At 65.7% G+C, this 11,803-nt stretch carries 13 protein-coding genes and 1 tRNA gene; 11 read left to right on the forward strand and 3 right to left on the reverse strand.

Annotated features, from left to right (window positions below):
• Positions 1-84: 84 nt before the first annotated feature.
• From BM118_RS03745 to BM118_RS03780, 9 genes are all read left to right on the forward strand, one after another.
• Positions 85-159, forward strand: a tRNA-Glu gene (locus BM118_RS03745).
• A 105-nt stretch (positions 160-264) separates the two neighbouring features.
• The gene (locus BM118_RS03750) at positions 265-966 is read left to right on the forward strand and encodes a hypothetical protein (protein WP_244550045.1); all 702 of its coding nucleotides are present in this window, start codon (positions 265-267) and stop codon (positions 964-966) included.
• A gap of 165 nt (positions 967-1,131) precedes the next feature.
• Complete coding sequence (locus BM118_RS03755) at positions 1,132-1,758, forward strand: PilZ domain-containing protein (protein ID WP_092184245.1); 627 nt, start codon at positions 1,132-1,134, stop codon at positions 1,756-1,758.
• Positions 1,759-1,879: 121 nt separating this feature from the next.
• Complete coding sequence (locus BM118_RS03760; RefSeq protein ID WP_092182332.1) at positions 1,880-2,893, forward strand: acyl-CoA desaturase; 1,014 nt, start codon at positions 1,880-1,882, stop codon at positions 2,891-2,893.
• A gap of 136 nt (positions 2,894-3,029) precedes the next feature.
• On the forward strand, positions 3,030-3,299 hold the full coding sequence (locus tag BM118_RS41155) for a hypothetical protein (protein WP_244550046.1): 270 nt from the start codon (positions 3,030-3,032) through the stop codon (positions 3,297-3,299).
• 140 nt (positions 3,300-3,439) lie between these two features.
• Positions 3,440-3,595 carry a hypothetical protein gene (locus BM118_RS41160; RefSeq protein ID WP_177233992.1) on the forward strand — a complete coding sequence of 52 codons (156 nt, stop codon included), beginning with the start codon at positions 3,440-3,442 and terminating at the stop codon, positions 3,593-3,595.
• A 261-nt stretch (positions 3,596-3,856) separates the two neighbouring features.
• Positions 3,857-4,897 carry a PrsW family glutamic-type intramembrane protease gene (locus tag BM118_RS03770; RefSeq protein WP_092182334.1) on the forward strand — a complete coding sequence of 347 codons (1,041 nt, stop codon included), beginning with the start codon at positions 3,857-3,859 and terminating at the stop codon, positions 4,895-4,897.
• Between the two features lie 69 nt (positions 4,898-4,966).
• On the forward strand, positions 4,967-5,545 hold the full coding sequence (locus BM118_RS03775; protein ID WP_092184247.1) for an HdeD family acid-resistance protein: 579 nt from the start codon (positions 4,967-4,969) through the stop codon (positions 5,543-5,545).
• Positions 5,546-5,777: 232 nt separating this feature from the next.
• Positions 5,778-6,863: a 3-deoxy-7-phosphoheptulonate synthase gene (locus tag BM118_RS03780; protein ID WP_027542662.1), complete on the forward strand. Its 1,086-nt coding sequence runs from the start codon at positions 5,778-5,780 to the stop codon at positions 6,861-6,863.
• Positions 6,864-6,918: 55 nt separating this feature from the next.
• Here the strand turns inward: BM118_RS03780 and BM118_RS03785 are convergent, their stop codons facing one another.
• Genes BM118_RS03785 through epmA form a run of 3 tightly spaced genes read right to left on the reverse strand, consistent with a single transcriptional unit; the run spans position 6,919 to position 9,372 of the window.
• The gene (locus BM118_RS03785) at positions 6,919-7,173 is read right to left on the reverse strand and encodes a hypothetical protein (protein WP_092182336.1); all 255 of its coding nucleotides are present in this window, start codon (positions 7,171-7,173) and stop codon (positions 6,919-6,921) included.
• 43 nt (positions 7,174-7,216) lie between these two features.
• Positions 7,217-8,311 carry a lysine-2,3-aminomutase-like protein gene (locus BM118_RS03790; protein ID WP_092182338.1) on the reverse strand — a complete coding sequence of 365 codons (1,095 nt, stop codon included), beginning with the start codon at positions 8,309-8,311 and terminating at the stop codon, positions 7,217-7,219.
• The gene (gene epmA / locus BM118_RS03795; RefSeq protein WP_092182340.1) at positions 8,308-9,372 is read right to left on the reverse strand and encodes an EF-P lysine aminoacylase EpmA; all 1,065 of its coding nucleotides are present in this window, start codon (positions 9,370-9,372) and stop codon (positions 8,308-8,310) included. The genes BM118_RS03790 and epmA overlap by 4 nt, the downstream gene beginning before the upstream one ends.
• 162 nt (positions 9,373-9,534) lie before the next feature.
• Here epmA and efp point away from each other — a divergent pair, with 162 nt between their 5' ends.
• The gene (gene efp / locus BM118_RS03800; protein WP_092182342.1) at positions 9,535-10,101 is read left to right on the forward strand and encodes an elongation factor P; all 567 of its coding nucleotides are present in this window, start codon (positions 9,535-9,537) and stop codon (positions 10,099-10,101) included.
• 44 nt (positions 10,102-10,145) lie between these two features.
• Positions 10,146-11,747 carry a M23 family metallopeptidase gene (locus tag BM118_RS03805; RefSeq protein WP_244550047.1) on the forward strand — a complete coding sequence of 534 codons (1,602 nt, stop codon included), beginning with the start codon at positions 10,146-10,148 and terminating at the stop codon, positions 11,745-11,747.
• Positions 11,748-11,803 lie beyond the last annotated feature (56 nt).

Below are 11,803 nucleotides of genomic sequence, written 5' to 3' on the forward strand. Positions count from 1 at the left end.
ATACGTTCGCCCGCTGCAAGCCGCCGGGCACGACTCGAGCGGCGGCGGCGGCCGTGCCGTCAAAAGCGGCGGGGCTTAGCGTTTGCTCCCTTCGTCTATCGGTTAGGACGCCACCCTTTCACGGTGGAGAGAGCGGTTCGATTCCGCTAGGGAGCGCCATCCGCGCGACGGCGCGCGGCCGATGCGGCGACATCCACCGCCATACCCGTGAACCTCCCCGGCCCTCACCTCCGACCAACATCCGATCGGAACCGGTGCAGGCCCATGGAACAGCCCAGATCCCCCTCGGACGGCCAAGCCGGCGTTGCCTCGCCAGCGCCGCCGCCCTGGATGCACCGCACGACGTTCTACGCACCGGACCGGCGCGCCAGGATGCTGGAGCACATGGCGCGGGCCAGGTCGCTTCCGCAGCGCCAGGCCGCGACCGCGCCGGAACCCTCGCGCGTGAGCGGCAAGGACATTCTCGGCGACGCCTACGGCTACGCGGTTCTGTTCGGACTGATGGCCCTCCTCTTCATGTCGCGCGTGCCGCTCTACCTCGGCGCCTTTCTCTTCTTCGCCGACGGTGAGCGCATCGAACGCGCGCTCGGAGCGATCGGCATACGGCTCGAGCCCGGTGCGGTCGGACCCGACATCATCAAGAACTTCGCATACCTGTTCGGATGGCTTGCGCCGCTCGTATCCGTCAAAGGCAACGTGCCTGCCTGGCCGGTGCCGTGGATACCGCCGGCCGAGTCATGGTCGTTCCTTGCCGGCATCGCCTTCGCGCTCCGTCATCGTCGAAGCATTCGCAACGCGCGCGCTGCGGCGCGCATTGCCATGGCTCGGATTGGAGATCGGTGCGGAGAGTCTGGCCTGGACGACGATCAGGCTCCTCGTTGCCGTGGCCTTGCTGGCTTGTCTCGTTCTGCTCGGCTCTCTCTGAACGCCACGGCCGAGCCGCCGCTCTCAATGACGATGTTGTGAATTCGCGCGCCCCATAATCGGGACCTTATGCCGCTTGCCCCGGTGCAGGACCGAGCCGCGCGTTTACCGGAAATTTACCCCTGCTCATGAGCGACGGTATCATTTGCTTAGACTTTGACCGCTACCGATGAATTACGGAAATACTCCGCAACCCGATTGGCGCTGATGTCCGTCGCAGAATTCCTCAGGCAGCGTGCAGTGGAAGTCACCGTGAGCGGCAGCTACTCGCTGCCGCGCTGGTACGATTGTGAGGGCAAGCTCCGCACCTTCGCCTGCCGGACCAAGCGCGTCTCGCCGTTCCGCATGATCGTGGACGTGCCGGTCGTCGGCAAGATCGGCGAGCGCGTGACCTCCTATTTCCAGGATTTCGGCGAATTCCAGTGCACGATCAGCGCGACGCTGAAGTCGGGCTTCCTGATGGAACTCGACATGACGCGGGCGCGGCGCGCCTGGATGTCGGAGAAGCTGACCTGGCTGGAGAAAAAGCAGAAGGACGCCAGCGTCCAGGAGCTGCGCAATGACGCCCGCTTCGTTCCGCAGGTCTCGCACACGTTCCTGACGCTCGCCGACGGCAGCATCCATCCCTGCTTCATCATCGACGTCTCCACAGCCGGCGTCGCCATATCCTGCGAGTATGATCCACCGGTCGGAACCCCGCTTGCGGTCGGCGCCTGCGTCGGGCGCGTCATCCGCAAATTCGACAACGGCTTCGCGGTCAAATTCGCCGAGAAGCAGCAGCGGGACGACCTCGTCCGCCTGATCGTGCGCTCGCCCCTGCAACAGTCGGCCTGAGCCTGCCCGGCTCCATTTTAACTCTTTTTTAACTAAATACTGGAGGTGGCGACCCCTGCGCGATAGGGTGTGACCCAGTCCGTCCGCAATCATTGCGGGCCTAGCGCATTGGAAGTCCCGAATGACTATCGCTGACGCTGAGTTCGTCCAGGCAGAGACCACTCAGAGCGCGCCCACCGCGGCCAAGCCGCAGCTTCCCCCTGGTGTCGTGACCGAGGGACCGCTCGTCAAAGCCAAGCTGCGCGAAAGCTATCTCCTCCTCGGCATCCTCTATGTCGGCGCGGTCGCGGGCATCATCTGGGCCGTCACGCAGGGCATCGGCAAGGTGGAGCTGTTTACGTTTGCCTGGATGTTCGCACTGACGACGTTCGGCATCGGCGCCGGCATGCACCGTCTGTTCGTTCATCGCAGCTTCCGCACCGGCCCGATCATGCGCGTCTTCTTCTGCGCCATTGCCCAGATGGCGGTGCAGGGCTCGATCGCCAAATGGGTCGCCAACCACCGTCGCCATCACCTCTACGCCGACGACGTCGGCGATCCCCACAGCCCGCAGTTCGACGGCTTCGGCAATCGCTATGTCAGCGCGTTCAAGGGCTTCCTGCACGCTCAGGGCAGCTGGGTGTTCGACCAGGCGACCACCGACAACGAATACTATGCCAAGGACATCCTGGCCGATCCGATCGCGATGTTCTTCGTGCGAACGCGCTGGGTCTGGTACGGGATGTCGGCCGTGTTCATCCCCGGCGTCGTCGGCTACGTTTTCGGCGGCCTGCACGCCATGATCGGCTGCGTGCTGTTCTCCGGCCTGCTCCGCGCCTATCTCCTGATCCTCGTCAGCCAGCTCACCGGCTCGGTCTGTCACGCCTACGGCTATCGCCGCTTCGAGGTCGACGACGCCTCGACCAACGAGTTCGTGACCACGATCCTCACCTTCGGCGAGGGTCTGCACAACAACCATCACCGCTTCCCGCGGGACGCCTATCTCTCGCACGCCTGGTGGGAGATCGATCTCAACGGCCTGATCATCTTGGGCATGGAGAAGATCGGCCTCGTCCACGACGTCTTCCACGCCTCGCACCGCCAGCTGGAGCTGGCGTCCGAAGCGGAAGCGCAGGCAGCCACGACGACGCGCTGACCCGGCAGGCGGCGGCCGTCCTCCGGCCGTCTTGCCTCCGCATCGCTGCCCTATCGCGGCCCCATTGCGGGATCAGCTTTTGATGGTCTGTGCCTCGCGCCGGACCTCATTTGCAGACTTGCGATCGGGGGACCGAATGGCAGTCGACAAGATCACAGTCGATAAGGTCAGAGTCGATAAGATCACCTGGGACAGGGTCGGCCGGGTTACCGAGCCCGGACGCTACATCTACACGTTCGGCTGGCTCACCATCACCGCCGGCGATCTCGAGATCTGGAAGCGATACCCGCAGGCCGCGTTCACGCTGCTCGCGCAGCACGCCGAGCCGGACGAGCCCATCGGCGAGGAATTCCACCTCGGCGCCTTCGACATCGCCCCCGAGCCGCCGCCGTTCACGACGCACTGAAGGCTGGAAGCGGCGGCCCCGACAGCCCTGCCGCAACGCGCGGATTCGAGCCTCCGCAAGCAGCGGCGGGTGGAAGGCGCGGTTGCACCGGGCGCAGGCCGCTGCGGAAACGCTGGCATGCACGTTGCTTGGCAATCGCCATGATCCATGTCGCCGCCGTCGATCAAGCCTTCCTGCTGCTGCTGATCGTGTTCTGCCTGGGCTCGTGCTTCGTGCGCGTCTTCTGGGAGCTGGAGCAGGTGCGGGCGCGCCGTACCGCCACATCGCCCCGCCGGCGCACAAGGAAGCGTGACTAGGCCGATCTACCGGCCGTGCGTTGTCCCGGCGGACGCCACGCCTCTTGCCAGACCCGCCGTCGGGAGACGTCCATCGTGAATCGAAGAAACCTGTGCATTTCCTTGATTTGGCTTACCAATCGCAACCCGATCCCGAACGTGCGGTGGTGCGGATGAACGGGAGCTGTCACGCGCGTTAAGCGAGGCGACAGCAAGCGCATGACACATGGTCGCAGCGGTGAATGTAGATAAGCGGATCAAGGGAACCTATTTTCGGCGCCGATGTATCTGATTGAAGCATTGCCCACCGTCATCGGAACTGCCGCCATCGCCCCGGCGCTGCTGATGCTGTGGCTTGTCATTGCCGCCGAAGAGCGCCCGGGACCACCGGCCCAGGTCTGGACCGCGTTCCTGCTCGGCGCGGCCAGCATCTCGCTGCTGGGCCTCGCCCGCGCCCCTTTCGCCAAGATGGTCGCAGCCCCCGACAATCCCTGGGCGGCGCTGGCCATGCATTCGATCTTCGGCGTCGCGTTGCCCGAGGAAGCCGTCAAGGTGGTCGCCATCGTGCTGGTCTCCTCGACCAAGCGGCGGACTTTTGCCAATCCGATGGACACCGTGGTCTATGGCGCCGCGGTCGGCCTCGGCTTCGCCGCCTACGAGAACCTCGCCTATCTCGTCCAGCATGCCGAGATGTGGCGCTCGCTGGCCGCCTTGCGCAGCGTGCTGACCGTGCCGTTCCACGGTGCGCTCGGCATCATCGCCGGCGCTTACCTGACGATCGCGCGTGCCGGCACGGCGCTGGGCGCGAACCGGCACCATCGCGACTGGGCCCGCCTCTCCAGCCGCCTGCTGATCTTCGCCGGCCCGCTCGCGCTGCATTCGGCCTTCGACTTCCCGCTGCTGACCCTCCAGCGCATGCCGGATCTGGACCCGACGCTCCGGATGTGGCTGGGCGCCGCGAGCCTCCTGATCGGCTTCAGCTCGATCGCCTTCGCCATCCGCCTGGTGCGGCGCGTCGCGCGCCACCACGCGCCCCGCACGGACGTTGCGCGGGAGCGGCTCAGCCAGTTGCGCCGGATGTGGGCGCTGCTGCTCGCCGGCGGCGGCGTCGGCTTTCTCGGCCTCGCCTTCGTGCTGACCTCGATCCATCACTGGCTGATCAATCCCGAGCGCGATCTGACGCTGGCCCTGATCCCGATCGGCTTCGTCTCGATCCTGCTCGGCCTCGCGCTTCTGGTTGTCACAACGGCGATCTACATTCTCGGCCGCAACCGCATTCGCACCAGCGGCGAAGGTTTTTCGTCAGCGCACGGCGGCGGCTGAACCGCGGGATGGCAAGCGCGGTGTGCGCATACTAGAGTGAGCACGCATCTTTCGAGCTGGAGCCTGCCGATGCCATCGCCTGAGGATCTTTCACGGCTGCAATCCGCGATGAGCCGGACGGTGAAGGCGCATTGGAAGGCCTTCCTGTTCGAAGGTATCCTGCTCGCCGTCCTCGGCGTCGCCGCACTGATCCTGCCGCCGCTCGCAAGCCTTGCCATCGCGATCTTCCTCGGCTGGATGTTCCTGATCAGCGGCATTGGCGGGCTGATCGTGACCTACTGGGCGCGCAGCACGCCGGGCTTCTGGTGGTCGCTGATCTCGGCCGCGCTGGCCGTGCTTGCCGGCATGCTGCTGCTGGCGCGGCCGATGCAGGCCGTGCTGACGTTGACCATCGTGCTCGGCGCCTATTTCCTCGCCGAGGGCGTCGCCACCATCATGTACGCACTCGAGCACCGCCGCGAGCTGAGCGGCCGCTGGTCGTGGCTCCTGATCTCGGGCCTCGTCGACATCGCGATCTCGTTCATGGTGATCACGGGGCTGCCGAGCTCTGCGGAATGGGCGATCGGCGTGCTCGTCGGTATCAATCTGCTGTTCGGCGGCGCCACCCTGATCGGCATGGCGCTGGCGGCACGCAACAGCAACACCTGAGACGCCTCGTCGCGCCTGTGCCGTTTTGGGGGGTGACAACCCGCCAATGGCACGCTATATGGCCTCCCATGATCACCCTCGTCACCAGCTATTTTTGGTACTTTAGCTACGACAGCTCGCTGGCGGCGGGAGGATCGCGCTCAATCTGACACATTGCAGCAAACGTCCGAACAGCCGCCAGACCTGGCGGCTTTTTTATTGGCCGGCAGGTTCAAACAATCAGGAGCCCGCCGTGCTGAGCACGACCGACGATCTTCGTATCCGCGAACTGAAAGAGCTGAGCACGCCGGATGAGGTGATGCGGGAGGTGCCGCGCACGCTCACCGCAACGCGTGTGGTGATGGCGGCGCGCAACGCCATCCACGCCATCCTCACCGGCCAGGACGACCGTCTGCTGGTCGTGGTCGGCCCCTGCTCGGTGCATGATCCCAAGGCCGCGCTCGACTATGCCGAGCGCCTCGCCGCCCTGCGCGAAGACCTCGCCGACCAGCTCGAGATCGTGATGCGGGTCTATTTCGAGAAGCCGCGCACCACGGTCGGCTGGAAGGGCCTGATCAACGACCCCGATCTCGACGGCAGCTTCGACATCAACAAGGGCCTGCGGCTGGCGCGCAACGTGCTGTCGGCGGTGAACAATCTCGGCCTCCCGGCCGGCGCCGAATTCCTGGACATGACGACGCCGCAATACATCGCCGACCTCGTGTCCTGGGCCGCGATCGGCGCGCGCACGACCGAGAGCCAGATCCATCGCGAGCTGGCCTCCGGGTTGTCCTGTCCGGTCGGCTTCAAGAACGGCACCGACGGCAACGTGCGGATCGCGGCGGACGCGGTGAAGTCGGCCTCGCATCCGCATCATTTCATGGCGGTGACCAAGCTCGGCCGCTCGGCCATCGCCTCGACCGCGGGCAACGAGGACTGCCACATCATCCTGCGCGGCGGCAGCACGCCGAACTACGACGCGGCAAGCGTCGCGGCGGCCTGCAACGAGCTGGCGAAATCCGGCGTCGCGCCGCTGGTGATGGTGGATGCGAGCCACGCCAATTCAAGCAAGAAGCCGGAAAACCAGCCGCTGGTCATGGCCGACATTGCCGGCCAGATCTCCGGCGGCGAGAACCGCATCATGGGCGTGATGATCGAGAGCAATCTCGTCGCCGGCCGCCAGGACGTGGTTCCGGGCAAGCCGCTCACTTACGGCCAGAGCATCACCGACGGCTGTATCGACTGGGCGACCACGGCAACCGTGCTCGAACAGCTTGCGGATGCGGTCGAAATCCGGCGCAACGCCGCGCGCGCGGGGCTGCACGAGCGGTCGGCGTAAGGTCAGGCAAACGCAGGCGGGGCGAGCTGTCGCGCCCTGCCCGCATCGGCGCGGCCTAGCAGCCGCGGCAGATGCTCTTGATCTTCTTGTCGAGCGCCTGATTTTCCTTGCTGAGGGGATCGTTCGGGTCGCTTAAATTCTTCTCGTTCGGCACGTCGCTGGCGCGCGGCTGCCGATGACCGACGGGTGCAGGCGGCAAAGAGCCCGCCGACTGTCCCGACGTGGTGGTCGATCCCTTGCTGCCGGTCTGCGCGACTGCCGCGCCGCCGAGCAAGACCAGGAGCGATGCGGCCACGATGATCTGCTTCATTTCCGTTCCTCCATCCTCAAACCGGCGTCCGCTCCATCACCGCTCACGTCTCGGGCGGATAGAGATGAACATCACCGCAATAGTCCACGATACGATAGCGCGTTTCCGGCGCCGCTTCACGTGCATCGGGTGCGGTATTTTGCGCCGCCAACACATAGTTCGGCCCCACCGGCGACTTGCCGGCGCCGCCGGGAATATCGATGACATAGTCAGGCTGACACAGTCCGGACACGCGTCCACGCAGCTGCCGCATCAGCTCCTGCCCCTCCGCCAGCGTGGTGCGCAGATGCGCCGTGCCCGGCGCGAGATCGCCGTGATGCAGATAGTACGGCTTGATCCGGCATTCGACGAAAGCTCGCATCAAATCCGACAAAGCCGTGACGTTGTCATTGACGCCGCGCAAAAGCACCGACTGGCTGACCATGGGGATGCCGGCATCGACGAGCCGCGCGCAGGCGGCGCGCGCGGCCTCCGTCAGCTCGCGTGCGTGGTTGGCGTGCAGCGCAACCCAAGTGGTCGCGCCCGCAACCTTCAGCGCTGCGACCATCTCGTCGCTGACGCGCACGGGGTCGGCGACGGGCACGCGGGTGTGAAGGCGGATGATCTTGACGTGATCGATGCCGGCGAGATCCGCCATGATCTCGCTCATGCGACGCGGCGACAGCATCAGGGGATCGCCGCCGGTCAGGATCACCTCCCAGATCTCGTCGTGCGCGCGGATGTAGTCGATCGCCGCGCGATAGGCGCTGTCCGAGAGCGCGTTGTCCTTGCCGGGTCCGACCATCTCGCGGCGGAAGCAGAAGCGGCAATAGACCGCGCAGACGTGAACGAGCTTGAACAGCACGCGATCGGGATAGCGATGCACGATGCCGGGCACCGGCGAATGCGGGTGATCCCCGATCGGATCGGCGCTCTCGCCCGGCTGCATCTCGAGCTCCGCAGCCGTCGGCACGAACTGGCGGGCGATGGGATCGTCGGGATCGGATGTGTCGATCAGCTCGACCAGCGCCGGCGTGATCGCGACCGCATAGCGCGCGGCAACGCGCTCCAGTGCAGGCAGCGCCGCGGCAGGCGCGAGGTGCTCGGCCACGAGCTCGGCCGGCTCACGCAAGGTGCGTGCAAGATTGGTCTTCGTCATGTCTCACTTGGCGTTTCATTTGCAGGGGGTGTCCACACCACCTGATCAATCCGCGTTGCGCCGCTGGCCAGCATCACCAGCCGGTCGAAGCCGAGCGCGACGCCGCTCGCCTCCGGCATTGCGGCGACGGCGGCCAGAAAGTCCTCGTCCAGCGGATAGGCCTCGCCGTAGCGACGCTGCTTCTCCGCCATCGATTCCGTGAAGCGCCGGCGTTGCTCTTCGGCGTCGGTCAGTTCGCCAAAACCGTTGGCGAGTTCGACGCCGCAGGCATAGACCTCGAACCGTTCGGCGACCCTGGGATCGCCGGCCTTCACGCGTGCCAGTGCCGCCTCTGGAGATGGGTATTCGAACAGAATGGTCAAACGCCCCTGCCCCAGATGCGGCTCGACATGCTCCACCAGAACCTTGCTGAAGATGTCGGACCAGGTATCGTCCCCGGCCACCCGGACCTTGCTGGAGGCCATTTGGGCGAGCGCGGCACGGTTACCCTCGTCGCCCGCGATTGTCGACAGCAGGTCGATGCCGGCGAACCGTTCGAAGGCGCCTGCGACCGTCAGGAGCTCCGGCTCGGCGAAGGGATCGGCGGTCCGGCCGCGGAAGGAGAAGGTCCCGATCCCGGTGGCCTGCGCCGCGCGGGCGATGACCACGACGGTGTCGGCCATGATGGCGTCATAGGGCGCACCGGCCCGGTACCATTCCAGCATGGTGAATTCGGGCAGATGCAGGTCGCCGCGCTCGCGGTCACGGAACACCCGGGCGAACTCGAAGATTCGGGGCTCGCCGGCTGCCAGCAGCTTCTTGCAGGCAAATTCCGGGGAGGTCCGCAGGTAGCGGCTGGCCCGGCTGCCATCCGGCCGCACGATCTCGGTACGGGGGGCGTGCAGATGGGTCTCATTGCCCGGGGAGACCTGAAGAACGGAGGTTTCGACCTCCATGAAGCCCTGCTCGGCGAAAAAGCCCCGTAAAGCCCCGGTCACGGCGCCCCTCGCCAGGAGGAACGGCCGCCGGTCGAGGTGCCGTTCAGGCGACCAGAACGGCGAAATCGGTTTGTCCCCAGCCATTAACCGACCACCCCAACCATCAGCAAAGTGCTGGCATCCAACGGCAAAATCAGTATGTTGCGGCCCGAAACGGGCGCCGAGGTCTGATTTGAGGCCCCAAGTCCCCCATCAATTTGACCACGTCCTGGCCGGAGCCGGGCCAAGCAAGCAGGAAATACAGCTTTGAGAGTCATCGCCAGTTCTATTCGCAAGGGCAACGTGATCGAGCAAGACGGCAAGCTCTATGTCGTCGTGAGCGCCGAGAACATCCATCCCGGCAAGGGCACCCCGGTCAGCCAGATCGAAATGCGCCGAATCTCGGACGGGGTAAAGATCTCCGAGCGCTACAAGACAACCGACCAGGTCGAAAAGGCCACGATCGAAGAGCGCAACTACACCTTCCTGTATGAAGATGGCGATGGCTACCACTTCATGAACCCGGAATCCTACGACCAGGTCCAGGTCTCCAAGGACGTCGTCGGCGACGCGGCCGCGTATCTCCAGGAGAGCATGACGGTCAAGCTGTCCCTGCACGGTACCAACCCGGTGTCGATCGCCCTGCCCCAGCGCGTGACGCTGGAAGTGGTGGATACCGAGCCCGTGACCAAGGGCCAGACCGCCTCGTCCTCCTACAAGCCCGCGGTGCTCTCCAACGGCGTGCGCACCACGGTGCCGCCGCACATCTCGGTCGGCACCCGTATCGTCGTGATGACCGAAGACGGCTCCTACTCCGAGCGCGCCAAGGACTAAGTCAGGGATCGAGGATCGGAACAGGTACCGCCGGGGGCGAGACAGTGGGTAGGAAGAGGTTCCGCTTCGTCTCGCTTGTTCTGGCGTCGCTTTCGCTCCTCGTTGCCGCTCCGCTGGCCGCGGATGAATTCCGCAGCCCCTCACTCACGGCTCTGCGCGTCGATTGGCGCGCAGCGCTCGACCAGCTCCGCACCGAGATCAACAGCCACCCCCGGGTTGCCAACGATTTCATTTTCGTGCCTCGCCGTTCCGTGCCGCGCTACGATCCGCGCGCGATGCCGGCGCTGGTGCAGCTCAATGCGGTCTCCTCCCAGTTCTTCACCGGCATTGCCCGCAGCTCCGTGCCCGTGCTGCTGCCGTTCGACGCCGCCGCCTATCTCGAGGCCCAGCGCAACGGCGCCCCGTCAAGCCTGTCGCTGTCGCGCTACCAGGCTGATTTCAATCCCGTCGACGTGTTCGACGCCGGCCCCGCCGGATACAGCGCGAGCTTCTCGCTCGAGCCCGGCGCCGGTGACGGCATGCCGACGCGTGTCTTCGCAAGACCGGTCGAGGTGCAGATCACGGGCTCTGCGCTGCTCTATGACATCGCCGACCCCGCCGGCGGCAAGGGCGAGGCGGTCAAGCCGCTTGCAGCCCTCTATCCGGACCTGCGCAGGTTCATCCGCGAAGGCTATGTGCGCTACGCCTTCACCCGGTTCGGTGTCGCCTATGTCGTCTCCGTCCAGTGCCTGGACAGCGTCGCAAAACCGCGGCGGCTCGCCTGCAAGGAAGCCTATCCGGTTGCCGAACGCTTCCTGAAGGCGCTGCGCGTCGCTGGCGGCCAGCGTATGCGGCCGCTGATGGATGTTGCCTCCGACATCATCGATCGTCCCTCAGGGCGTTCGGCCGATTTCAGCTACCGGCCGAGCGGCGACATCATCCCGAACAGCGGCTACCGCAACAAGAGCGGCCATCCGGACGTGATGGCCTATGCGCAGATCCGCTTCCCGCTGGAGAAGGCGCCCGCCTTCGTGCGCTCGCAATCCTACGGCAAGCGCGACAAGAACGACGGTCCGACTGCCTATCCCTGGCGCGACAATTTCTGCGAGTCCCGCAGCTTCGAAGTCGGGCAATGCGGCGGCGGCTACGGCCACCAGGGCGAGGACATCCGCGCCGCCGAGTGCCCGCCGCCCGGCGAGGGCCGCGCCCCCTGCGATCCCAAGCAGCGCGCCGTCGTCGCCGTGCGCGACGCCATCGTGATCCGCGCTTCCAAGGACCAGGCCGCGACGCTCGAGATCAACAGCCGCACCGAGCACATGCGCTTCCGCTACATGCACATGAACCCGCAGGCGATGAACGCCGACGGTTTGCTCAACGGCCGCATCGTGACCGAAGGCGAGAAGATCGGCCTGGTCTCGAACTATCTCGATCATCCCGCCGGCACCTCGATGCACCTGCATTTCGACGTCCAGGTGTTCACCCGCGACGGCTGGATCTGGGTCAGCCCCTACGTCACGCTGGTCTCCGCCTATGAACGCCTGATCCACGCCCGCGGCCGCGAGGTCGGCCCGGAGATCGCGGGCACTCCGCAGCCCGTGGCACATGCGCTGCCCGAGGATGTGATCAAGCCGGACCCGCGCGAGGGCTCGAGCAGCGAGGATAATTGAGGCAGCTCGCGCCTCACCGCGCGGCGCGCCTCGACGACGATCGCATGACGCCCCCT

This window comes from Bradyrhizobium sp. cf659 (genome assembly GCF_900113725.1).
Classification (GTDB): Bacteria; Pseudomonadota; Alphaproteobacteria; order Rhizobiales; family Xanthobacteraceae; genus Bradyrhizobium.

Excerpts from the sequence above, each read along its gene's own strand:
- BM118_RS03750 (WP_244550045.1), top strand. The coding sequence starts at position 265 with ATGGAACAGCCCAGATCCCCCTCGGACGGCCAAGCCGGCGTTGCCTCG.
- BM118_RS03755 (WP_092184245.1), top strand. The coding sequence starts at position 1,132 with ATGTCCGTCGCAGAATTCCTCAGGCAGCGTGCAGTGGAAGTCACCGTG.
- BM118_RS03760 (WP_092182332.1), top strand. The coding sequence starts at position 1,880 with ATGACTATCGCTGACGCTGAGTTCGTCCAGGCAGAGACCACTCAGAGC.
- BM118_RS41155 (WP_244550046.1), top strand. The coding sequence starts at position 3,030 with ATGGCAGTCGACAAGATCACAGTCGATAAGGTCAGAGTCGATAAGATC.
- BM118_RS41160 (WP_177233992.1), top strand. The coding sequence starts at position 3,440 with ATGATCCATGTCGCCGCCGTCGATCAAGCCTTCCTGCTGCTGCTGATC.
- BM118_RS03770 (WP_092182334.1), top strand. The coding sequence starts at position 3,857 with ATGTATCTGATTGAAGCATTGCCCACCGTCATCGGAACTGCCGCCATC.
- BM118_RS03775 (WP_092184247.1), top strand. The coding sequence starts at position 4,967 with ATGCCATCGCCTGAGGATCTTTCACGGCTGCAATCCGCGATGAGCCGG.
- BM118_RS03785 (WP_092182336.1), bottom strand. The coding sequence starts at position 7,173 with ATGAAGCAGATCATCGTGGCCGCATCGCTCCTGGTCTTGCTCGGCGGC.
- BM118_RS03790 (WP_092182338.1), bottom strand. The coding sequence starts at position 8,311 with ATGACGAAGACCAATCTTGCACGCACCTTGCGTGAGCCGGCCGAGCTC.
- epmA (WP_092182340.1), bottom strand. The coding sequence starts at position 9,372 with ATGGCTGGGGACAAACCGATTTCGCCGTTCTGGTCGCCTGAACGGCAC.